This is a genomic window from Paenibacillus sp. FSL E2-0178 (assembly GCF_038593005.1).
Lineage (GTDB): Bacteria > Bacillota > Bacilli > Paenibacillales > Paenibacillaceae > Paenibacillus_AQ > Paenibacillus_AQ phytohabitans.
Map to the genome: position 1 here is coordinate 991,316 of NZ_CP151953.1, position 21,478 is coordinate 1,012,793.

Here is a 21,478-nt window from a genome sequence, read left to right on the forward strand (position 1 = left end):
CTCCTTTCTAATAGAGATATTGATAGCGGTAGATCACTTCAACAGTGATATTGGGGCTTGTAGCTGTCACGCTGAATGTTGTCTCCCCCGGTTTAAGAACGAAGAATAATCCATTGCTTCGAGACCAAGCATTAACCCCATTAAGCTGCACCGAGCATTTATCCAAGTCACTGTCTAACTCAAACACATCATTAGTTCCAGCGCTGCCGGTGATGGTCAAGGTCTGGCTGCCGTCACTCATCGAAAGGTTGGTAAATGCCCCTGTGATACGGATCAATGGGTAAGCCAGGGTTGAACCTTCATTGTTAACGGTAAAGGTCTGACCGCTTGCTGTGATCGGGAATGAAGAATCGGAGATATAAAAATAGCCCTCCCCGAAGGAAAGGCCCTCTCCATATTCCCGCAGCTCAGTATCCTGTATCGACTCGATCCACGAATCGTCCATTTTCATGGGCACATCAATCTTCCGATTTCCCGTCGAAGTATCGAATGCCATAGAACCGCGATATTCAGCGATGAACCTCTTTTGCGGTATATCATCAAAAATGACGATTGCCGGGCCATTCTTCACATCAAATGCACGGGCTAGGTTCGCCACAGTGCCGTAATAGTCGTCACCCATGATAAATAGACCCAGGCCGAGAGGCCGGGACGCATAAGTACTGCCGAAGCTCTTTACGCCGTCCCTGCCGGCAAGCTTGATGGTGTTTTCCTCGGTATCCGGCAGGGGCGGTAGGTCACGGGAGACCAGCAGGATGTTCAGGGTTGAGAGCCAGACACCGTTTACTGATACATCATTCATCCGGACTTCACTCCCATCGTCTGCATCCTCCGCGCCGTCTTCTCTCGTTCAGAATAAAGGATTTCCGTGTCTGCCCGGTCTTCCAAGGTTACGCCGTTTACGGACATGTCGATGTGGTTCTCGACTTTGGTCTCTGACTTTGCCACACCAGCTGCCGCTCCGATAATGCTTGGATTGTCCAGGATCCGGAACAAGCCATTGAGCTGTGCCGTGTTGAAGATCGCTTCCTGACCGTGTGCGATGATCGGTACCGGGGCACCGGCAGCGCCTGGGATAATCCCGCCAACATCGAAGCTCTGCAGCTTATCTCCTGTATCCTTGGTAATGCCGTACAGATCACGAATCGCTTGATTGCGCGAGGTTAATCGCATCATTTCAGTGCGGTTGCCTGCGGCAGCAGCTGCGGCATACGCATCCTTGTTGGCGTTGTACTCTGCCAGGTCAGCATCCTTCTGGGCCGCTTGCTTGGCAGCAGAGATTGCCGACATCTTCGATTGGTACTGAATGATGAAGGCGTCCAGATCAGTCAGAATCTGCGTATTGGCCGTGCCAGCGGAAGATACCCGGAAAGCAGCGATGCCCGCTTCAATCACCTTGATGTCATCGGAATAAGTATCAAAGGCTTCTTTTAGATCATCATAATGGGCTTCAGTCTTATCCTTCTCATCCTCGAACGCCTGAAGCTGAACGTCCTTCTCATCCTGCAGCGCATCCTTCTGGGTGTTCAGGTCCCGCTTGCGGAGGTCACGCTCATGATCCTCAATGAGTTTGTCACGTTCCTCAATGGTCTTCTGCCGTTCCTTAAGGCCATCCTTACCAACGGCGGAAGCAAGTAAATCGATGCGAGCGTTCTTCTTGGCGAGCTCCTCTTCATAATCCAGATCACTGTTCGCTTCAGCTTCCTTCGCCAGCAGATCATCGATCGCTTTAATTTTGGCGTCCTGCGCGGAGACATAAGCATCCTTACGTGATTCAATCGCAGCCAGTTCAGCCTTCTGGGCCTCATCAACCCTGTCCTTCTCAGCATCAACCAGTTCTTTGGTCAGATCCAGCGTCTTGTCCGTCAGGTCCTTCCGGGACTGATAGAGTTCCTCATCCGCCTTCTCGTAATAAGTAGAATCAATAGCGTATTGATTTCGCAGGTCCGTCCAGGCTTTCACCTTATATGCAGCGATATCCGATTCGGTGGCTCCGGACTCTTCCAACCGGCGGGCTTCCTTCTCAATCAGCTTGGACCGCTTCTCGTACAGTTCGCTGATCTGCGTCTCCGTCTCGGTGGCAACTTCCTTGCGTGATTGCCGCACCTGATCGTCAGCCGCCTTGTACTGCTCAGAATCTTTACTGTAGCGATCCCGCAGGCGGGTCCAGGAGTCCAGCTTCATCTGAGCGATTTGCAGCTCCGTCTTCCCGCTATCCTCCATCCGCTTGGATTCAGCATCAATCCAGGTGGTGGAAAAGTCATACCGGGACTTAACCGAATCCTCACCCAAGCGTTTGAGTTGCAGGGTCAGTGTGCGAGCATCATCCACCGACTCAGCCAAGAACTTAGCATGCTTCTTTCGGAGTGCCTCATACTTCTCCATCTGCTTTTCGGCCGTCAGATCGTAATAATCAGCCTGGAACTGGATCGTTTTCAAATCAGCTTCATAAGCCGCCTTTCGGGCTTCAGCGGCAAGCTCAGCAGCTGTTTTTCCGGTAGCTGGTTTATCCTTCTTCGGCTTTTCCGGATCAGTCAGATCAATGCCCGGACCGCTTGGCCCATCCAAGTCAAAATTACCTGATGATAGAGCGGCGGCGGCAACTTCAATTACCTTTTGTTTCTCCGCCAGTTCCCGCTGTTGATCTGTCAGTTTGGTCAGTTCTTTTTCCGTCTGCACCTTCAAAGTATTATTCACGATGTCCATGACGTTAGGAGTCTTCCGCTTCGCTTTCTCTTCATTTTGCTTTATCGATTCTTCAAATGTAGAAGCCTGAGCACCATTAACGGCATTCATTGATTTCAGAAGTTCACCATAATTCTTGATCTGAGCCTCAACAGCTGCTTTCTGTGCCGCCGTCTCTGTCACCAGAGCCTGCATCCGATTACTCGCTCCAGAAATAGCCTGGTTAGTAAAGTGACGGTCTGATTCAATCTGACCTTCAATAACACCGATATTGTCAGCGCGGATCCGTCCGTCCTCCTCCTGGACAGCATTGAGACCAGGATACTCCCGCTTGAGCGCGTTCGTAGCATCGACGAGTTCCTTCTTTTGTGCCTGATCCAACTTCTGCGCTGAGGACAGTTTTTTGAAGGTAGCAAGCGACTTTTCCAAAGCCTTCAGCTTGTCGTTCTTTGCAGCTAGGTCAGAAACTTCCGCTTTCTGTTCTTCAAAGAGAGCACCGACAGAACCCTTAATCGCCGTGTTCATTTCCTTAAGCTTCTCAGTCGCCTTCTCAACGCCGTCAAAACCCATACTCCGAAGTTGTTTATCGATCTTCTCCAGCTGCTCATTGATGTCCATCGCTTCGGACATCATCTGGGGATTCCCTTGACCGGCTTCACCCTTCTTTTGAATCTCATTTAGCCGTTGCTGCAACTTCTCGCGCTCATGAAGTGCCTTGGTAAGATCCTCCGTCTTCTTCCGGAGTTCGGTCAGATCATCCACGGAACGCTTAACGGGGGAATCATTAAGTGTATCGTTGAGCTCCGCCTGCGCTGCTTCAAAGTTCTTAGTTGCCTCTTTGCTCTCATTGTATTTCCCGACGAGAAAGGCTGCGCCGGCAGCGACCGCTCCAATGGCTACAGCTAAAAGCCCTAACATTGGAATGGTTTTTGCGGTGAGTGTGCCCGCCAATATCGCGGCTTCGTACGCGACCTTGACTGCGTCTATCGCTTTTTTTAATTGATAGGCAACGACAACGCCGCCAAGTAATAGCGGTGGCAGAGCTGCAAACGTAATGAGTGCAGCCTGCGTTGACTTATCAAGCTCGGAAAATCCAGTAAGCAAGGCGGTGATACCTTCAACTGCTTCCCGGACTGCCGGTAGGAACATATCCCCGATGATGATCCCGGCAGACTCAAAGGCGCTGCCCATGTTATCCGCAGCACCCTTCAGGGTATCCATCTGAGTTTTCGCAACACGTTCCGCTGTTCCACCTGCTTCGGCAAGGGAATCGGTATAAGCATTGAGTTTGCCGCTTCCAGATTCGATCAGCGTAATGAATGCAGATGCCGCTTCACGTCCGGCAAGTGTGGCAGCTACGTCAGCCTGTTGTGCCTGGGTCAGCCGCGGCCAAATCTCTGTCAGTTGTTCGACAATCCCGGATAACGGAAGAATGTTACCTGCGGTATCTTTAATCGAGAAGCCCAGCTTATCCATATATCCGGCAGCTTCCTTGGAAGGAGAAGCCAACGCCAGCAGGATCGCCCGCAATCCGGTACCCGCCATCTCTCCTTTAATGCCGGCATCGGATAATGCACCAACCGCCGCAGTGGCCTCTTCGAGAGACAGCCCCATGGACTTGGCAACCGGGGCGACGTATTTCATCGCCATACCCAGGTCAGTCACATCGGCATTGGTCGAAATACTGGACGATGCCAGTACGTCCACGACTCGAGTGGTCTCAGTTGCAGCCATACCAAACCCGCGCAGGATGGAAGAGGCAATATCCGCTGTTGTGGCCAAATCAACATTGCCCGCTGCTGCCAGTGACAGCACGCCCGGCATAGCCGCAATGATCTCTTTCGTGTCAAAGCCTGCCTGTCCCAGCTCGGACATTGCATCAGCGGCCTGTGAAGCCGAGAACTTGGTCTGAGCACCGAGCTTAATCGCATTGATACGTAGAGCTTCGAAGTCAGCACCGGTTGCTTCCGTGATTGCCTTAACGTTCTGCATGGCCTGTTCGAAGTCAGCTGCCGTCTGCACGGATTTAGCAATCGCAGCTCCAACAGCAACCGCCATGGCAGCGTAAGCGACGCCGAGTGACTGAATCTCAAAGTCAACACTACCGGTTACTTCATTAAGCTCTTGCATCTGCTCAATGATGTCGTCAATCACCGAACTGCTGACACCAAGATTCTCAAGTTCCTCTCTGACACTGGCAAGTTGCTGTTCAAACACTTCAGGATTAGCCCGGCGGATTGCTGCGTTAATGTTGTCAATATTCTGACCGCTTGCACCAACATCCTGAAGCGCCATGTTCAACTTCATAAAACTGCCGGTTGCCTCGTGAGCATGATTGCCCATCTTTTTGGCAGCATCGGCAGCACCAATTGTACTTTTCTCAGCTTGGCCCATACTTTTATTGATTTTGCTGATTTGCTCTGCACTCACGCCAGACTCTGCCAGCGCTTTGTTCAATGTTTGAAGGTCCATCCCGGCCTTCTTGGCCGTCTCCCCCATACTGGCGAAATCCTTCTTCACTTCTTTGATATCGCGTTTGATCCCATTGGCATCGGCAGTCAGCCGCGCCTTCAGTTCCCCAAGGTTTCCTCCTGCCACTGATTAACCTCCTCCCTTCATGCGCGCAAGCTGCGCTTGATACTGATCTTCTGCAGAAGCCCGCGGCTTCTCCGGCGCTTTCGGCAGCACTTTGATATAGCGATTAATGATTTCCTGCCGGACTTTCTGGTCCGTGATATGTGGGTAAGACGCTATCTCAAGCTGAGCAATCACATCTGAGGCGCGGGCCTGATCCTTCAGGAGCAACAGCTGCGGCAGATCAATAAAGAAGTACTCGTTCTCGATCTGATACTGCGTCTTGTCCAGCACCGTGCAGCAGCGTAAAACAAAATCATCGTATGTTAACCCTGGGCCTGATTCTGACGAGCCGCGATTGAGGTCACGAACTGCTGCGCCATCGGCGGAATCAGGCCGCTTAAGTTTTTTAGGGCTGCATTCATGTCGTTCTTGGCCCAAGTGAGATTCAGGAACTCCGTGCATTCAGCCAGGCTCGCCTGCTCGCTGAGTTCGTCTATATCCAAATCGCTGAGTAGCGATGTGAGTTCGTAGATTTCATCGATCATGACTTCCGCTCCGGCGACGATCATAATGGAACGGTCGGCCGGTGGGACCAGGAATACTTTGACGAGCAGATCACCGATCGTGCCGAGGTGATCGGTCAGCTTCTTCAGGCGATTACGGGTGAGTTTCGGAACGGATACTGTCCTGTTGCCGAGCTTCAGCTTCTCTTTTCTGGTAAGTGGAAACACGTTCATCCCTCATTTCTCGGAATACAAAAAAAGGAGAAGGCACAATGCCCTCTCCCAGAATGGTTCTATTCAGTTATGATTTACGCTGTGGCGGTGATATCGCCCCAGGTGTAGAGCAGGCCCTTTGGTGTGGCATTAACATCCGGATAAGCCATAGCAGCAACAGTCAGCCGCAGGTTGTTATCAAGGACGAACGCGGCGTTCATATCAAACTTGATGCCGACACTCTCGATGTAAATGAACCGGGACGGATCAGTGATGCCCTGCGGCTTGATAACCGCCCGCTTGCGCGGCAGCTCCTTACCAGCCAAACCTGTGACCTGATACTTCACCTTTGCAGGGGTGTCGCCGTCTATAACCTTGGATGCATTCGGGTTGTAAGAGACAACCTTCTCGAAGTCCATATCTGGAGTCTCAAAGTTGATCGCTCCTGTGGTACCGGTGACAATGGACTTCACCGGCGCAGTACCTGTTTGGTCAACGGTTGGTTCGAAGTAAGTTGTGGTCGTTGTGAAATTGATACCACCCTGGGTCAGGTCGATGGTAATAGCATCAGATTCTTCAGTACCATCCGCATTAATCCCCCAGGTGAAAATGCCGGGGCCTGCGTAAATCTTATTGATATCACTCATGAATTAATTCAGCTCCTCTCTTATGATTGCAAGCTCAGAACACCCACGAGGATGTCTGTGCTTACGGAAAAATCGACATGGACAAAGCCGCCCTGGTTGTACAGCTCGGCATCGAATGGTCCAATGAAGCACTGCTCACCTGCAGGAACAGAAACAACCTTCTGCCCAGTTCGCCCGTATTTATCGGTAGACATTGGAATTGTCACATTAACTGCGCTGCCGGATCCGTTATCGACGTACAACAGCTAAGCACCGTTGTTCTGGAATTGCATGTCATCGGCAGAGTTCGCGGCCTGCGTCGCCAATTCTACTCCCGCCAAACTCGCGGTCGATCTCGCTATCGTGGCTCTTGCCATGATTATTCCTCCTTCGCATAAAACTCAAAATTGGTTGAATAGATCGGCCTGTCCTTTTCATCCAGCCCAATGAAGATCGGCTGCATCGTTGCCGTGCTGGAAAAGACGTAGGTGCTACCGACCATATAATTTGATTCTCGGTGCAGTAGTTTGGACAATCCCTTCGCCACAGCTTCAGCAGCTGCCATGTTGGCCGCTGCGGCCTTATAGGACTTGCCCTTGACGATAATCTGATAGGAGGGCCGTTCCGTTGGAACATAGTCATCCGGCGGAGGACCGCCCGAGTCTTCAACAAACAGACAGGGAAACTTTGCCTCAGGGAGATCCGCCGGAATGAAGTTAGCATCCGGATAAACGGAATAGCCCGCTCCTACCAGATAATTAATCAGATCACTTGCGAGCATGGCATCACCATCCTTCCAATATCTTGGACAGCTCACTTTTGATCAGTTTTTCGTTCAATTTAATTGCATTCGCCAGGTACTTCTTGCCCGGCATATAACCTCTATAATTGCCTTTGCTCAAGGTCTTCTCCCCAGGCTTGAGTGTGATCACCTTGCCCAGCGAAGATTTGTTAAATCCCTCATGCTGGATGACGGAGTAATCATTCACATCTACAGTAGCCCCAAAGTCGATGGAGGATAATCCGATTAGCTGAATAAGCTCCCCAACTTCCAGTGCTCCCTCCAAATCACCGCTATCATTAGGAGCCAGCCTCTTCGCATCATGGATGATCTTCATGGCCAGTTTGGTCAGTGTTGCATCAAGGCGAGTCTCAATGTCCTTCTCCAGATCATCGAGCCGGTCAATGATCTTGTCCAATCCGTTCAGCTCGAAGGAGAACGCGCCGTTATCAGCCATAGATGACCACTTCCTTAACGTCATCGGTACCGAGATACTTCCGGATCTCATAGTGCTTAACATCGATGCGGACCTCTGTACCGATTGCATCGGTGTACAGAAGCCAGTCATCGAAGCCAATTGCATTGATTCCCTCCAGGTAGACAGTGTAAGCGACCGTAATCTCCTCGCCCTTGGCGTTCTTAACGAGCTTCTGCTCCTCGACCACCTTGGCATCCTTGATGACGGGATCAGCCGGGATAGGCCTCCCCCAATCATCGACACCGGGGTGATAATGGATAACGGTCGCTGGATAACCGAACAGACTCATATCAGACACCCGCCATATTGCAGGTCAGTACCGCCCTCTTCAGCTTCTTCTTCTGCAATCTCACTGGCCGTCTTCCCGAGCAGGTCCCGCACGTCCGGTGCCACAACATCACGGATGCCGCTATACGTGACGCCCTCTCCGTGATCATCTACAGACTTGACGCCATGCTTCTGGAACTTGAGCGCTGGGTCCAACCCTTGCATCTCCCAAATGGATTGAAGGGCAACAATCTCCACGGTCAGAATGACGGCGGGATACCAGCGAGCGAGGTTACGCTCTGCCTGTTTCACGGCCAAAGGCTGCTTCAGTGGCTTCTTATCCCATGCTTCAGTGTCAAGGACGTTCTCCGCTATCCAGAGGTTGACCTCTTCGGTAGTGGGCATGTCTCATCACCTACTTCTTTTCAGCTTCAGTGATGGCAGCAGTAAGTTCCTCGGCAGTCTTCGTGTCAAAGCCTTCAATGTCCAGCTCAGCAGCCTTCGTGCGGAGCTCCTGCAGCTCGGCCTCTTTCTCAGCGATGGCTTCCTTCAGCTTTGTTTCACCCAGCCGTCCAGCCTGCGGCACGCCGAGTACCTTTGCCCGCTCCTTCAGAGCCTGCAGCTCGGTGTCATCCTCCGGCAGTGGTTCGACTTCCTCGGCATAACCTTTAGCAATCAGATCCAAGCCGATTTCATCATCCACTTTGCGTACAATGTCTCCCGGTTTCAACCACTTGCCGCCGTTCTTCACAACGCCCTTCAGTTTGATGTCCACTTGATTCACCCTTTCCTTTACGTGATCTTACGTGATAAAAAGAGGAGCCCCGAAGGAGCTCCTTAGATTACAGTTGCACTCATAACAGAATCGGCATACGGGAACGAAGGGAACGCCAAGTTCACACCGACCGTGCGGAGCCGCAGTGGATGCTTACTGACCAGATCACGGAAAACGTAGATACCATTTTCGCCAGTCGCTTCTGCTTCGATGCCAGATACCATGGATTCGGTTGTCTCAGCCCACAGGTAGTCACCCAGCTTTCCGCCTGGCAACATCACGAACCGATCTTCCGGTGTCATGCGGACGGTGGAGTAACTGGTCTTGCCGTTCACCAAAGCTGTGTTTTCAGTTCTCGCCACAGTGTCATAAGCGAGGATGCGCGGCAGCTTCATGCGGTCAGTGATCTGATCCAATTGACTGGAATCCAATTGAGGTGGCACTGCCGTCCCCGTTGGGTTGCCGAAGTAGAATTGCCGCATGGACAGGTTGTTCAGCAGGTACGAGAGAACAGTTTGGCTAGTAAAGGCGCGTTCCAGGATCACCCCGCGGGCTTTCTGGATGTTATACCATGTCTGCATGTCGAGGAGTGGAGTAGAATTCACCAGATCGCTCCATCGATCAGTACCACTCAAGACAGGTTTCTGATCATTGGTAAAGCCGTAGTCAACAGCAATGCGAACATCGTCCTCAACATAGGTTACAGCACCGAGGCTCGCTGCCTGCATAGCGATCCACTCTTTACGGGCCCGGATACTGGATACTGCATACTTCGCATCATCCAACTGATCCCGCACAATGCTGGCAACTTCCTGTCTACGCAGGCCGGATGCCTGGCTTGCCATGAGCAGCAAACGGATCAGCTTCTCATCCATCCAACGGCCGCGCTGAATCTTGGGAATCTCAATGCGCTGTCCGGATGTGCCTTCCCGGGAACCGTACTTGGTTTCCGTACCAAGGTGTGCGATCTGTGCCATAACAGGCAGTGTCGATGCCGACTTGATCACGTCTACCGTCAGCTCATCCGTTTGCAGCGGCGGGAACAGGATATTCTGCCAGTAATCATTCTGAATCGTGAGGTTGGACGCATAGACCAGCAATTCCTCCCCGGACAGCGCCTCTTCTAACAACAACAGTTCTGGATCCATATGTTATTCATTCCTTTCAGGTGAGTAGAATTGGATTAAGCAAAGGTAATGCCGGGCATCTTGGCTTTCAGGGCAGCATCAACAGTAACAGCCAGGCGAGCAGAGATGAGCTTCGCCACTTCAACGCCGCCGATGACATGGTCACCATCCTTGACGTTAGTCTGACGGACAGTGATAAATGTCGGAGTGTCGCCGCCGTCTGCCATGGTCAGCACGCCGTTAGCGGTGGTATAGGCATTAGTGATCGCCGTGAAGGAAATCGTCTTAGTGCCGGCATTAATCGCGGTGATAGTCTTCGGCTCGGTATTCGTGCCGTTGTAAAAGGTGACGATATCCCCGACAACCAACCGGCTGACATCATTGAGCACAGCTGTCGTAGCGCTTGCCGCGACATTGGACGTAAGCGCCAGGCCGCCAGTGTATGGACGGTACTTCCCAGATGCCGTGATCTTCGCCATGGGCGTACCCTTCTTGATAATGCGATTGCCATCGGCATCCAGCGGAACCTTGGTGTAATCGACGGTAGCGCCGTTCGTAATAAACCGGACAACTTCCATCGAAGCGAAGATTTCATAATCGCCTTCCACTTCAAAGAGTGGACGTGGTTGTAATCTCATAACGAGTATTCCTCCTTATTTTTTTGCCCAAGGATCATTGGCAGCTGCGGTTGCAGTGCTGTCGTTTTGGGCTAATTTCTTGATGTTATCAAGTGCTGACTTCTTCTGGTCCGGGGAGTTCGGAACGGGTGCACCAAATCGGCCAGTGCTTCCAGCCTTAGCTTTCAGCAGGTGCGGCTTCTTCTTTGCCAGCGCCTCCAGAGCTTCCTTGACGCCCTCCAGCTCGCCTTTGTCATTCTCCTTGACGGCGGTCAGATCAGACAGCGCAGCAGCATCCTCCCAATCGGCAAACCCGAGTTCGTTCGCCAGTACCTTTACCTCGGCATTTAGCAAGCGTTTGAAGGTCTTGTCGTTCTGTTCCTTCTCACGCGCCTTGATTTTGTCCTCGACCAGGCGGTCGACTTCAGCGGGATCAAGTTTCCCGTCTCCGGTCTTGTCCTTGTCCTTCGGCTTCAGGGCAGCTTGCATGGCTTCGACGGAGTCATAACCCAAGTCTTTGGCCAGCGTTTTCTGCGCTGCCTTCTCAGCGCGGGAAAGGCGTGACTGAACAGCAGCATCCAGCTCTGCCTGTGTGAAGGTTTTATCCTTCGGCGGGTCAGCAGGTGGATCTGCTGGCGGATCGGCCGGGGGATCCTGTGCAAATAACTGAAGATTCATTGGTAAACGGCCTGGCTTATATTTAGTGAACATCATATTGACCTCCTGTTTTATGCCCGGGTAGGCTTCCTCGGTAGGCAGTTTAAAGTCATGCCACGGTTTGGACAAAAGAAAAAGCCGCTCGGTTAGAGTGGCTTCAGTTCACATCCGCAGAACGGACAATATTTAATTGATGTTGACTGATCGCAATCAATCCGTAAATCCCATTCATTTTCCTGTTTGTCATAAGTGATATCCACCCAGTAAGAAGGAAGGTCAGTACATTTATGCACGCTCAAAATCATCCCTCCCTCATCTGGATCATCACATCATCCTTGCCGCATTCCAACAGTCCAAGCGCTTCAGTGTTCTGGATATGACTCCAAACCGTCTGAATACTTCCATCGGCCAACTTCACGACAGCAACAAATGCCTCAATCCGCCCCTGTTCGGCTGCTTGCTGCAGGCTACCTGCGCATGCCAGCGGAGTGACCTTGCCTGCGCGAAGGTCTCGCCGTTCCTTGATCTCATCCATGGGTAGATAACCTCCCCATACACGAATCGCACAAGTATCCATTTTTCTGGAATTCATCAAGCCTGATGATGCGGTAACAGCCCGAACATTGAGGCTTTCGGAATGGTTGCGGCTGCTTCATTTTATCAACCCATGTCTGGAAATCGCTCTGCGGATTGCCATATGCTTCGTCCCAGCGAACAGGGGCATCTTGAGTTTTTAAAACTTTCCTTCCGTCATTGGTCATTTGAATCAGCCTCCCTTCTTCTTAATTTCAATGTTTGCCTGCCGGTACAACTCCTGCAGCTCCCCATATTTCTTGGTACCGCGCACCTTACCGCTGGCAAACTGCTTCAGATCAGGCGTATCGTTCGGAAGCGTGGCCTTGTACCTGATCCATTGCTTCCGGGTCTCATTCTTCCGTGACTTCTCACGCTGCAGCTCGTTGTACCGCTTTATATTGGCTTCGGTACGGCTTTCTTGGTCGAATGGCCGATTGCTGTCCTTGATGGTCTGCTCGACCTCGGTAGCAGGCGTATATTCCTCCACCCATACCGAAATGGAGTGAACACAATGGCTATGATACGGCGGCCGCAGCTCCAACTTAGGGAAACGCTTGTCTGCTCCGCTGATAGAGTAGACACGGCCCTGATACTTGGCACACATCGAACAGGTGATGCCGACAGAGTTGACATACACCAGGTCCTGTCCGTTCTGCACGGCCATGTTCTCAGTACCAGTGACATGTGCCTTGCGCTGATGGTACTGCACAACGCCTGCCATGTACTTGTCAGCAGGAATCTCCGCTCCATTTTTCGCAATCATCCCGGTGATGCCCTGCTTGTTAACCTCAGCAACGGCATTCTGTGTAGCTTGCCGCCGGCTGACGCCCTGGATAAGCGACTGCTCATTCGCACGGCTAACGGCAGTTTCGATCCGCCGTTTGGCATCACGACTCATGTGTTCCGACGCCTCAAGAATGGAGTAGAAGCCTTCGTCTGAGATCGTTTGTACCGCCTGCTGGTGGATGATAGTCTTAAGTGAACTGTTAACCGCTTCGCTTGCTATCCCTGCTGCTGTCATCTGCTCAACCGCTATAGCAGCCCCGTTACGGTATTCAGAGCCAATCAGATCAGCCAGACCTTGCCCGGCGCTGCTGGTCAGCTCCTCGACGATTACCTCAACCTGCCGAAGCAGCAGTTGCCGGCGGCGGTTCGAGATATTGCCGTCCTCCAGCGATTGTACGAGGGCTCGCAGGCGTTCGTCCGTCAGGACATACTGAGCGATCAGTTCCTCTGAGGTAGCCATCCTACACCGTTACCTTTGGCGGCTGTGCGAAGGTCGGGTTCAAGGTGTCGACCGCCTTCTCATCCTGAATCTTCTGAACTTCAGCAGCAATCGCATCCTCTGACCAATCCGGATGCATGCGACGTACCGTGGTTTCCAGCGATTGGACGCCATCGACATACTTCTTGCTCTCTTCCTCGTCCTTCTCGCTCTCCGCCTTCGGCAGCATGTCGCCCCACTCAATGACCGGGTTAACAGGCTTCAGACCGCCCTTCCCGATCGCATTCTCAAGCAGCATGCACTTCCGGATGGCGTCCTTGATAGCTGAGTCAAATTTATCCTTGATCGCCTCGGCCTTGATAACCGACTGAATCCATAGATAGAGCAGCGCAATACCGGTATCTCCCTTAGCATCCTCCAGCCCGGCAGCCTGGACGGAAGTCTTTGACACAGCCAGCAGGTAACGGATCAGGCGCTCCACATGCTTGAAGGACTGGTCCGTCTTGGCATCCCAGGTGATGTATTGCGGTATGGCCCCGGTCTTCTCATCGAAGGACACAACCTCAAGATCTGCTCCGCGAACAAACCGAGCGCCGTAATCGCGCTGATTCTGATTGGCGACCGTATCCCACAATGCTCGGGGAATCGCCAGCTTCGGCTTGCCGTGCTTGTCAAAAACAATGGAGTCCCGGGTAATGGTCCAGTTGATTTCTTCCTGAATGGTGTCGATGTTCCGGAGAGCCGAACGGCCCCGGGGATGCAGCAGGGTTTCATCGTTGATCACGAAGCCACAGAGCAGCTCACTGACATCCTTCAGGGTTTCGTCATCCGGGATCTCAATCTCGTAAGTGACGGCATACTGGTTGATATCGATCTGATCACCAACGCTCTCGCCGTCCATCTTATACACCTGCTGCTGAATGGTCAGGCCTTCATCACTGAGCTCCTGCCGTTCAACCCGAAGGAACTTCAGCTTCCCACCTCTGCCGTCATCCCACTCTTCAGTCCAAGCAAGGTCAGCCCCGTTCCCATCCTCATGCGTAAAGTACCGATCACCCAGCACCCATTCGAACCAGACCTTACCCTTAGCACTCCGCCGGATCCGGTAAGCGATCAGGCCGTCAACCTGGTGCTGCGTGACCGCTGACCATATCTTGTCATTAGGTTTGGACGCGGTGACCACGGCAGAAACAAAGTCCAGTTCCGGGCCAGCTTCCACATCAGCCGACACATTGCCGAGCGCCCGGTTGATTAAGTCAGCCGGCACTTCTGCGACCAGGCAGGCGAAGTTGACCACGACATACTGATGCTCGCTTGTGATCTTGATGTCTGCACTCATGCCGCGGCGGATTAACCCCGGCCGAGACCGCCGGAACACACGCTCCGTGGTTTGAATGCTGCGAGCCCGCGGGAAGATCTGGTCATGATCTCCACCATAGAGCAGTCGGTAATAGTTCATGTCCTCGACCTCGGTGTCATACGGCGGTGGTGGGAATCGCTTCTTGCTGTAAATGATGGTCACGGTTACTCCTCCTTTCTGGGCATAAAAAAAGCCGCCGAATGGCAGCTCCTCTTTTGATTATAATGTTCTTATTTCCTTTGGTTCTGCATTGCCCTCTCTAATTTTAACCTTTGTCACATTACGTAGATTAACTACGTCTCCTTTGACTCCAAACCATCCGTCTCTGCTTTCAGTAATTTTAATGGCTACTTCAGCATACTGGTTAGCTTCGATAATCATGTTATGTGTATCACCACCAACAAAAGTGAAATGAACATAAAATGTTTGCACTTAACACACCCCCTTTTTATCCAAAATTCGACATAGGTGAGCTTTCACCTGCTTAATATTTATAAAATTTACCAGCCCGAAGGCCGTTGATTAGCATATAGCGACTCTGGCCGTCTCAGTGGCTCAGCCGAATAACGAAGCGCAGCCATTGCATCATCGAACACATTGACCGGCTCATCCAAATAAAGCCCTGTCTTCTTGTCCTTCCGCCAAGACCATTGCTGTATCTCCTTGATGGTATTGATGCAATCCGGATGAATGTGAATCTTCCGCTGCTTCAGGTAATCGATCTGAGCCTGCACGCTGCCGGGCTCCTTCATGACACCGGAAGCATTGTATCCGGCATTCTGCCACATTTGTATGCGGTCAGGCTCGGCGGAATCGCAGTACATCGCCAGATACTTACTGAGGCCCTGCCGATCAGCCAGCTCAATGATCCCGTCTGTCGCCATCTCATGAACATATATCTCGTTACATACAAAAAACTCACCGTCTTTGACACCGACCGTGAGAATGGCATTTGCATGGTTAAATCCAAAGTCCTGCGCATGATGCATGCTATCGAACATCCCGAAAGAAGTATCAAAGTCATGCACAATGAAGTTCTTAAAGATCAGGCCGCCAAGCTCGCCCCATTCTCCCAGCCCGTAAACCTCGTATCCCTCCGGATCCTGCTCCTTACGCATCATCATGCGGCGATGATAGGCTTCATCAATGAACCGGTTCTGCAGATACGTGGAATGGTGCGTCAGGATGTCTGGGCTTGAATAATCGAAGTACTTCCTCTTAATCCAATGGGAAGCCGACACCGGGTTGAAGCTGAAGGTGATCTGATAATAGAGATAAGGATTCAGCAGAACCCCGCGCAGCCGGTCATCCAAGATATCGACATCCGATTCCTGCAGCTCGGTTGCTTCCTCCACCCAGATCCAGACCAACTTACCCTTCGTGAAGGTAATGGACTTGACCTTTTCACGGTCTCGCACATCGTTCATGCCGCGGAATATGATCTCATTGCCGGTTACCCGGCTACGGATCATTAGCGGTGAACGAAGGACTTCCCAATACTCGTCGGCCCGGTCACCGTAAATCCGGTTGATCGCTCCGACCAGCTCCGCATACGTGCTGTTCCGATTGGTCTCATTGACCTTACGGACACACAGCAGGTTAGCGCCCTCATACTTTGGATCGCCAAGCTTCAGAATGAAGTCCTGTGCTATATTAACGGATTTGCCAGATCCGGCGCTCCCACGCATAACCCGGTACCGATGATTGGAACGGTTAATGATCTTGAAATGAGAATTAAACGCCACAACTACCGGGGCACTCATGATGCATCATCCCCATAATCAACGATGATGTGAAGAGGAGGCTTGCTGCCGTCGCTCCCGCCTTTCTTATCAAGAATCGAAATTTCCTTCTTGAGCTTCTCAACGCGGAGCTGATGTTCTGTATCCGCTCCATCCTGCCGGCACATCTCGTCATACTGCCGGATAAGGTTCTGCAGTGTGGTCATTGCCCGGCTCTGCGCCGTTAGGAATGTAGCCTGCTTGTCCCAGGCGAACTGAATCTCCCACTCGGTTTCCTTATTATCCGTTTTCTCAGTAGTGACCAGTTTGGACTTCTTAAGCTCTTTCGTAAGATCATCCCGGTCCTTCACCAGCATGATCTGCTGCGCCCGGAGAATAGCAGCATACTGAATCGTGATCTGATCCCACATCATATCAATTGGAGAACGGGTTTCAAGCTGCTCCATGATCTCTGCAGTGTCGTCTGGCAGGAACTTACGGAAGAAGCCGTGAGTGACGGCCTTGTCGTTTCGGAATGGACCGCCGTGGCCGCCTTTGTTTCCCAACGCATTCTTGCTGCCGGGTGGAGCACCGCCGCGATTGCCGACAGCGTTCTTGTTCCCCTTCGGCGCGCCAATCTTTCTATTAGAACGTTCCGGTTTATTCGGAGCGTTCCCTTCATCAGTTCGGAACGTTCCGTTTAATTGACCGGACCAGTTATCCTTGCTCTTCCAGCCCCGGATCGTCCCCGCAGACACATTCAGCTGAGCAGCAATTTCCACAAGATCGAGCTGCCCGCCGCTATCCAGCCACAACTTTTCTGCTTCTGCCCTCTTTGGGTCTCTTTCTCTTGGCATTTACATTTCACCACCCCCGGAATCATATATACAACCACAGCATAAGATACAGAGAAAACTGAATAGGAAGGAGCGATCCACATGAAAAAGAAGCTATTTTATGTGTCCCTGAAGTTTATGGGAGCAGAGCTTGTAATCATGTGGTGGTAAGGTAGAACTTTAACTTGCCGCCAAAGGGGAGAGATTTTGTCCCCGTCCGGCGAAGAGTAAATATATAAAAAGCGAGCTCTTAGAGGGCTCGCTTTTGCTTTTCAAATATGAGCAGTAAATGATAATCCTTTTACTGATAAGGGATTTCATTGAAATCAACGCCGACTCCACCCTGTAAAGAGCGTCCCCATATGTGCTTCAGAGGTGACTGGAAAGCCTGTACCAGCCGGAATCATTACCCTAATCTTATGTTATGTCGGTTTTGCTGTAGAGTCAGGCTGTAATCCATTTGCACGCTGTTTGGCTTGTGCCGCCCTGCCCTTCCCCGGCTTCATCCTCACAAACGGACGCTCTCCATTATAAACGCTGAAATCGCCTCACAGAAGACCATATATCGACATGAAAAAAGCACCAGTTAAGGTGCTCATTTTTATTATTCTTGTTGAATGACTTTAGCAAAAACTCCATAAACATGACCACATTCGTCACAGAATGCAACTTCGAACCAAGGTTTTTCGTGTCCACTTTTAATAATACTCTCTTCGCAAGTGATATACTCAATTCCCTCGATCTCACATTCAGGGCATTTAGGTAGGGCTCCAGGCATTTTCCACACCTCCCTTCGACATCATATTTCGACGCTCAGGAAGATTTTCCCTTCTGACAAACAGGCCTTCCACAAAACTGCCTTGTTCCTTCCCAGCGCCCCCATATACAGCGTGCGCATTTAGCTGGCTGATTAGGATGTTCTTTAACCAACGGAGGCCGGATGCTATTCTGTTTTCTCGCCATGATGCTCATCCTTTCGTGAGAACAGGTATATCCACTGGCTGACTTCACGATTGGATATCGAACTGTTTTTCAACGCCTCATACAGGTCCCGTTTCCATGCTTCAGAACCAACAGCGTCAATCTTCTTCTCCAACTCAGGCTTCGTCCTGCTGATCAACGTACGGGCCGTGGTTTTAAGCGCTCTGCATATATCACCGATATTCTTACTCTTGCTGTCATCCAGTAGATAAGCCAGTAGGCGCTGCTCCTTCTTATTGAGCCTATACGGACCTGCGAGTTCAGCCGCAACCTCTTCACAGGTCATTTCAAGATCATTAAGCTCTGCTGCTATCTCCACCAGAATCACCCTTTCTTCATAATAAAAAAGCCGCCCAATATATGAGCGACTTCAGAATATGTATTCGATTCAATCGTGCGATGAGCCTGGTCTATAGAGCGGCGTCAGCTTCGCATCCGCAGCAAATGCGCTGCGCTCTTTGCTTAAATCTTTACCTCCATAGTTACAGAGGAGAACAACACCATTTTACCGACCTGGAGAAATCAGAGTCAAAGCCGCCGCAGCTGATCACAACAGATGTGCTCCCGGAAATCTCATTCTCTCTCTTCATTGCTCACTCTTTCGGCAAATGCTGCCGGGAGTACTTCCGGACGGTTCCATCTATAAACTCAGCTTCTATAACCTTGAGCCCGGAAGTGACTTTATCTGTGCTGATGACCCGGGCCGACTCATGCACGATGTTGCCATTTACCCGATATCCGAATTTCCTAATGTTCCCGACTTCCACGATGAGCACCTCCAGTTATACCGGCTTATATTTCAGTTTCATTTCGTCCATAAGAACCTTGACTTCCGCCTGCTCCCGCTCGATTCTCTCCTGGAGAACATCACGTTTCGCATGATTCTTCAGAGCAGCGAATCTATCCCGCAGCTTACTGATGGAACGCTGCTTCTCCCGTACAGCAGTGTCTGTATAGAACGATGGATACTCTGTCTGGCAGTATGGGCAGATGAAGTAAGTTTCCTCAACCGAATTCTCTAGCCTGCGCTGCTGCAAGTCTATATGAAATCCACCTTTACAGTTATCGCATTTAACCGGCATGCCATTCATAGGTTACCCTCCAGAAGTTTGATTTGATCTTATCATCGGTTGGAACAAATTAAATCCGGCACTCACTCAGGCGGCCGGCGACCTCCACGATCCAATCTTTAACCGTTGTGGTCACGGTTCTAGGGGGACAAGGGTAACAAGATCGGAGTAAAAGAAAAAGCGAGAGGAGGTACGCCTCGGTTAATGCTGCATTGCTGCAGCCGTGCGTGTCACTCTCGCCTGATTTCCACATTACCAATATAGCACGGTAGATTCTTCATGTGGTGTTCAGAAAACCCCGCTATTCCGCCATGTTTTCATCAGTTCCTCTTCAAAATTTCATCGAAGAATCCCATCTGTACCAAGGAGTTCGCTATCATCTTGGTGCCCCGCTCAATGTAACGGTCCACGGTGCTGCCTGATGCGTAAGTAAACAGGATCGTATTGCTGCGGTTATGTCCTTCAATGAAGCGAGCCTTGATTACCTTCTTTATTCCCTGGTGCGGAATCAGGTTGTATGCCCGGAAGATCATGAACGTATAAACGCGGTACCGCTCGTACATCCATTTCTGCTTTTCGGTCAGGATTACGGCATTGGCCGTCTTGTCAGCGTGCAGCTCGTCCGCACTCAACCTGCGGGCAGCCTCTCCATCAATCGCAACCTGAGCCATTTCTGATTGGAACCCGTTGAAATCTTCTATAAACAAGATCATGTCCCGATATCGTTCAAGGTAGAACTCGGTCTCTGTAATTTCCTCCTCTGATGCTTTAGCAAACAATTCCCCTTGCTCGTATGCCATCGCCATTCCCCTCATTCCCCTTTATGTTATAATGTCAAGAGGAATGATTTACCGAAATGACCCCCGCCCCGGCCAAGGATATGGGGGTCTTTGCATTTGTGGAAAAAATAAATGACCTTCTATGCTTGTTAGCTTTTCACTTATTGATTCCCCCCTCTTTATCCGATAGATAGATTAGGAGGTGAACAGAATGTTCGGTAAAATTATTCATGCTATCGATACAGTACTCTATATTTTTAAATTCATGGCCTACGCACTTATCGCAATGTATTTGTGGGGACAGATGAAAGCTGGCGATATGCCCAACAACGAAAAAGTCGCTGATTTTCTAAAATGGACTGATAATGCCATGCTTCCTTTCCTGATGTATGCAGCCGCCTGTGAAGCTCTGCATATTCTTTTAAGACCCTTTATAAAATTATCTGAAATGAAAGAAGCGAGACTAAAAATCTTTAAAATATGAATTGTTTATTTCCCACAATCTATTTATTGGAGGAATCCTTCGTGCAACAACAAGAAATCGTAGTTAAGTTTTATCTAGAGCAAGATCAGGTTATTTTGTACTTTGACGCCATAGGATTTTACATGAACATTGGTGGATCTGACCGGGATATAACTTGTTGGCCTTTTGCAAAAACAGCAACTTTTTTAATGGATACAGATACCGCGGAAGATGCTCGTAATTTTGTTGAAGGATACACTCAAAAATTCTTAAATGAGTTAAAAGACGATACATATCAAGGAGAATGGAAAAAGAGATATCTCGAAAAAAATAATATTGTTCCAAACATTACCGTTCGCTCGATTCACATAAATAATGATAAATCGTGTGATTTGTATAATTAATCCTCTCATTACATCACCTTGTATGAGCACTAATATGAAGAAGGGTCAACTTAGTGCTCATACCGCTTATGCCTCCCCAACAATCCCAAATAAGTCCGGTTCCAACATACGTAATAAGCGTTCAGCATCCACTGCCGTTCCTTCGCCATCCAACACACGGTAACAGAACTCATCATCCAACGGACCCCATAAAATCAATTTTCCTTTTTCGTAATCGTCCGCATACTTCTCATTAAAGGCCAAGGCCAGGATACAGAATGTTTCGTCTTCTCCATAACGTTCGATCACTTCAGAGGAAACGCCGACAGCTGCCAACTCGGCGCGGTTTTCCTCGCTATTGCTTACCAGGATATATGCATCATCACCGCCCTGCTGCTCGATTACCTCAAGGCTGTTCAGGACATCCAGTATTAATTGCTTTTCTTCGTTACTCATTGCTTATCAGCTCCTTTATAGGGGAGAGGGTGGTTAACCCGCCCCATTATTCACTTCGCAGCAGCTACGTCCAATCCATATTGTTTTGAGGATCATAATCTGTCGTATGTCAAACAATAAGGAGGCAACTACTATGTCCTGCCCAAAACATAAAAAAGTAATTGTCGTAAAACTGCACCCTGGTCAAAAAGCGATTATCATTTGTAAGCACAAAAAGCGTCGGTGGCACTATTAAGATGATTTTAAAGGGCGCTCTTCTGAGCGTTCTTTTTTCCTTATGAAGGATACATAATAATCTGCTAAGCCGCCTTACTGTTGACAG

At 50.4% G+C, this 21,478-nt stretch carries 27 protein-coding genes; 2 read left to right on the plus strand and 25 right to left on the minus strand.

What is annotated here, in order from left to right; all coding sequences use genetic code 11:
* Positions 1-7 precede the first annotated feature (7 nt).
* The 24 genes from MHI42_RS04290 to MHI42_RS04405 all read right to left on the minus strand — a co-directional run bounded on the left by MHI42_RS04290 (position 8) and on the right by MHI42_RS04405 (position 19,881).
* On the minus strand, positions 8-802 hold the full coding sequence (locus MHI42_RS04290; protein ID WP_342422881.1) for a phage tail domain-containing protein: 795 nt from the start codon (positions 800-802) through the stop codon (positions 8-10).
* Positions 799-5,283, minus strand: a complete 4,485-nt coding sequence (locus MHI42_RS04295; RefSeq protein ID WP_342422882.1) for a phage tail tape measure protein — start codon at positions 5,281-5,283, stop codon at positions 799-801. Before MHI42_RS04295 ends, MHI42_RS04290 begins: the two co-directional genes overlap by 4 nt.
* Before the next feature lie 3 nt (positions 5,284-5,286).
* Positions 5,287-5,553, minus strand: a complete 267-nt coding sequence (locus MHI42_RS04300) for a hypothetical protein (protein WP_342422883.1) — start codon at positions 5,551-5,553, stop codon at positions 5,287-5,289.
* Positions 5,554-5,585: 32 nt separating this feature from the next.
* Positions 5,586-5,993: a hypothetical protein gene (locus MHI42_RS04305; protein WP_342422884.1), complete on the minus strand. Its 408-nt coding sequence runs from the start codon at positions 5,991-5,993 to the stop codon at positions 5,586-5,588.
* 80 nt (positions 5,994-6,073) lie between these two features.
* Positions 6,074-6,625, minus strand: a complete 552-nt coding sequence (locus tag MHI42_RS04310; protein ID WP_342422885.1) for a hypothetical protein — start codon at positions 6,623-6,625, stop codon at positions 6,074-6,076.
* Between the two features lie 20 nt (positions 6,626-6,645).
* Complete coding sequence (locus MHI42_RS04315; RefSeq protein ID WP_342422886.1) at positions 6,646-6,819, minus strand: hypothetical protein; 174 nt, start codon at positions 6,817-6,819, stop codon at positions 6,646-6,648.
* Positions 6,820-6,983: 164 nt separating this feature from the next.
* Positions 6,984-7,385 (minus strand): minor capsid protein, encoded by a 402-nt coding sequence (locus tag MHI42_RS04320; RefSeq protein WP_342422887.1) that lies wholly within the window; start codon positions 7,383-7,385, stop codon positions 6,984-6,986.
* Positions 7,386-7,389: 4 nt separating this feature from the next.
* On the minus strand, positions 7,390-7,842 hold the full coding sequence (locus MHI42_RS04325) for an HK97 gp10 family phage protein (protein WP_342422888.1): 453 nt from the start codon (positions 7,840-7,842) through the stop codon (positions 7,390-7,392).
* Complete coding sequence (locus MHI42_RS04330; RefSeq protein ID WP_342422889.1) at positions 7,835-8,152, minus strand: hypothetical protein; 318 nt, start codon at positions 8,150-8,152, stop codon at positions 7,835-7,837. The genes MHI42_RS04325 and MHI42_RS04330 overlap by 8 nt, the downstream gene beginning before the upstream one ends.
* A complete protein-coding gene (locus tag MHI42_RS04335) occupies positions 8,149-8,535 on the minus strand; it encodes a hypothetical protein (RefSeq protein WP_336101395.1) in 387 nt (128 codons plus the stop codon). Before MHI42_RS04335 ends, MHI42_RS04330 begins: the two co-directional genes overlap by 4 nt.
* Positions 8,536-8,545: 10 nt before the next feature.
* Positions 8,546-8,905, minus strand: a complete 360-nt coding sequence (locus MHI42_RS04340) for a hypothetical protein (RefSeq protein ID WP_342422890.1) — start codon at positions 8,903-8,905, stop codon at positions 8,546-8,548.
* A gap of 62 nt (positions 8,906-8,967) precedes the next feature.
* Positions 8,968-10,053, minus strand: coding sequence for a major capsid protein (locus MHI42_RS04345; RefSeq protein ID WP_342422891.1), 1,086 nt, complete (start codon positions 10,051-10,053; stop codon positions 8,968-8,970).
* Positions 10,054-10,088: 35 nt separating this feature from the next.
* Entirely contained in the window at positions 10,089-10,670 is a 582-nt protein-coding gene (locus MHI42_RS04350) for a hypothetical protein (protein WP_342422892.1), read from the minus strand.
* 15 nt (positions 10,671-10,685) lie between these two features.
* Entirely contained in the window at positions 10,686-11,363 is a 678-nt protein-coding gene (locus MHI42_RS04355) for a scaffolding protein (protein ID WP_342422893.1), read from the minus strand.
* 244 nt (positions 11,364-11,607) lie between these two features.
* Positions 11,608-11,898: a hypothetical protein gene (locus tag MHI42_RS04360; protein WP_342422894.1), complete on the minus strand. Its 291-nt coding sequence runs from the start codon at positions 11,896-11,898 to the stop codon at positions 11,608-11,610.
* A gap of 174 nt (positions 11,899-12,072) precedes the next feature.
* Positions 12,073-13,128 (minus strand): phage minor capsid protein, encoded by a 1,056-nt coding sequence (locus MHI42_RS04365; protein WP_342422895.1) that lies wholly within the window; start codon positions 13,126-13,128, stop codon positions 12,073-12,075.
* Position 13,129: 1 nt separating this feature from the next.
* Positions 13,130-14,629, minus strand: a complete 1,500-nt coding sequence (locus tag MHI42_RS04370; RefSeq protein WP_342422896.1) for a hypothetical protein — start codon at positions 14,627-14,629, stop codon at positions 13,130-13,132.
* A 57-nt stretch (positions 14,630-14,686) separates the two neighbouring features.
* Positions 14,687-14,899, minus strand: a complete 213-nt coding sequence (locus tag MHI42_RS04375) for a hypothetical protein (protein WP_342422897.1) — start codon at positions 14,897-14,899, stop codon at positions 14,687-14,689.
* Positions 14,900-14,967: 68 nt separating this feature from the next.
* Entirely contained in the window at positions 14,968-16,230 is a 1,263-nt protein-coding gene (locus MHI42_RS04380) for a PBSX family phage terminase large subunit (protein WP_342422898.1), read from the minus strand.
* A complete protein-coding gene (terS, locus tag MHI42_RS04385; RefSeq protein ID WP_342422899.1) occupies positions 16,227-17,045 on the minus strand; it encodes a phage terminase small subunit in 819 nt (272 codons plus the stop codon). The genes MHI42_RS04380 and terS overlap by 4 nt, the downstream gene beginning before the upstream one ends.
* 922 nt (positions 17,046-17,967) lie before the next feature.
* On the minus strand, positions 17,968-18,333 hold the full coding sequence (locus tag MHI42_RS04390; protein ID WP_342422900.1) for a hypothetical protein: 366 nt from the start codon (positions 18,331-18,333) through the stop codon (positions 17,968-17,970).
* Positions 18,334-18,598: 265 nt separating this feature from the next.
* Complete coding sequence (locus tag MHI42_RS04395) at positions 18,599-18,772, minus strand: hypothetical protein (protein WP_342422901.1); 174 nt, start codon at positions 18,770-18,772, stop codon at positions 18,599-18,601.
* Between the two features lie 15 nt (positions 18,773-18,787).
* Positions 18,788-19,096: a hypothetical protein gene (locus tag MHI42_RS04400; protein ID WP_342422902.1), complete on the minus strand. Its 309-nt coding sequence runs from the start codon at positions 19,094-19,096 to the stop codon at positions 18,788-18,790.
* A 299-nt stretch (positions 19,097-19,395) separates the two neighbouring features.
* Complete coding sequence (locus tag MHI42_RS04405) at positions 19,396-19,881, minus strand: hypothetical protein (RefSeq protein WP_342422903.1); 486 nt, start codon at positions 19,879-19,881, stop codon at positions 19,396-19,398.
* 184 nt (positions 19,882-20,065) lie between these two features.
* On the opposite strand from MHI42_RS04405, the gene MHI42_RS04410 reads away from it, so the two are divergent.
* Together MHI42_RS04410 and MHI42_RS04415 are read left to right on the plus strand one after the other, a co-directional pair.
* Positions 20,066-20,338: a hypothetical protein gene (locus tag MHI42_RS04410; RefSeq protein ID WP_342422904.1), complete on the plus strand. Its 273-nt coding sequence runs from the start codon at positions 20,066-20,068 to the stop codon at positions 20,336-20,338.
* Between the two features lie 41 nt (positions 20,339-20,379).
* On the plus strand, positions 20,380-20,721 hold the full coding sequence (locus MHI42_RS04415; RefSeq protein WP_342422905.1) for a hypothetical protein: 342 nt from the start codon (positions 20,380-20,382) through the stop codon (positions 20,719-20,721).
* Positions 20,722-20,787: 66 nt separating this feature from the next.
* On the opposite strand, the gene MHI42_RS04420 is transcribed toward MHI42_RS04415, so the two are convergent.
* A complete protein-coding gene (locus tag MHI42_RS04420) occupies positions 20,788-21,156 on the minus strand; it encodes a hypothetical protein (protein ID WP_342422906.1) in 369 nt (122 codons plus the stop codon).
* Positions 21,157-21,478: the final 322 nt, after the last annotated feature.

What these genes read in the sequence shown, in the direction of transcription:
- MHI42_RS04290 (WP_342422881.1), bottom strand. Translation starts at nt 802, where the DNA reads ATGAATGATGTATCAGTAAACGGTGTCTGGCTCTCAACCCTGAACATC.
- MHI42_RS04310 (WP_342422885.1), bottom strand. Translation starts at nt 6,625, where the DNA reads ATGAGTGATATCAATAAGATTTACGCAGGCCCCGGCATTTTCACCTGG.
- MHI42_RS04315 (WP_342422886.1), bottom strand. Translation starts at nt 6,819, where the DNA reads ATGTCTACCGATAAATACGGGCGAACTGGGCAGAAGGTTGTTTCTGTT.
- MHI42_RS04320 (WP_342422887.1), bottom strand. Translation starts at nt 7,385, where the DNA reads ATGCTCGCAAGTGATCTGATTAATTATCTGGTAGGAGCGGGCTATTCC.
- MHI42_RS04325 (WP_342422888.1), bottom strand. Translation starts at nt 7,842, where the DNA reads ATGGCTGATAACGGCGCGTTCTCCTTCGAGCTGAACGGATTGGACAAG.
- MHI42_RS04330 (WP_342422889.1), bottom strand. Translation starts at nt 8,152, where the DNA reads ATGAGTCTGTTCGGTTATCCAGCGACCGTTATCCATTATCACCCCGGT.
- MHI42_RS04335 (WP_336101395.1), bottom strand. Translation starts at nt 8,535, where the DNA reads ATGCCCACTACCGAAGAGGTCAACCTCTGGATAGCGGAGAACGTCCTT.
- MHI42_RS04345 (WP_342422891.1), bottom strand. Translation starts at nt 10,053, where the DNA reads ATGGATCCAGAACTGTTGTTGTTAGAAGAGGCGCTGTCCGGGGAGGAA.
- MHI42_RS04350 (WP_342422892.1), bottom strand. Translation starts at nt 10,670, where the DNA reads ATGAGATTACAACCACGTCCACTCTTTGAAGTGGAAGGCGATTATGAA.
- MHI42_RS04355 (WP_342422893.1), bottom strand. Translation starts at nt 11,363, where the DNA reads ATGATGTTCACTAAATATAAGCCAGGCCGTTTACCAATGAATCTTCAG.
- MHI42_RS04360 (WP_342422894.1), bottom strand. Translation starts at nt 11,898, where the DNA reads ATGAATTCCAGAAAAATGGATACTTGTGCGATTCGTGTATGGGGAGGT.
- MHI42_RS04365 (WP_342422895.1), bottom strand. Translation starts at nt 13,128, where the DNA reads ATGGCTACCTCAGAGGAACTGATCGCTCAGTATGTCCTGACGGACGAA.
- MHI42_RS04380 (WP_342422898.1), bottom strand. Translation starts at nt 16,230, where the DNA reads ATGAGTGCCCCGGTAGTTGTGGCGTTTAATTCTCATTTCAAGATCATT.
- terS (WP_342422899.1), bottom strand. Translation starts at nt 17,045, where the DNA reads ATGCCAAGAGAAAGAGACCCAAAGAGGGCAGAAGCAGAAAAGTTGTGG.
- MHI42_RS04400 (WP_342422902.1), bottom strand. Translation starts at nt 19,096, where the DNA reads ATGAATGGCATGCCGGTTAAATGCGATAACTGTAAAGGTGGATTTCAT.
- MHI42_RS04405 (WP_342422903.1), bottom strand. Translation starts at nt 19,881, where the DNA reads ATGGCGATGGCATACGAGCAAGGGGAATTGTTTGCTAAAGCATCAGAG.
- MHI42_RS04410 (WP_342422904.1), top strand. Translation starts at nt 20,066, where the DNA reads ATGTTCGGTAAAATTATTCATGCTATCGATACAGTACTCTATATTTTT.
- MHI42_RS04420 (WP_342422906.1), bottom strand. Translation starts at nt 21,156, where the DNA reads ATGAGTAACGAAGAAAAGCAATTAATACTGGATGTCCTGAACAGCCTT.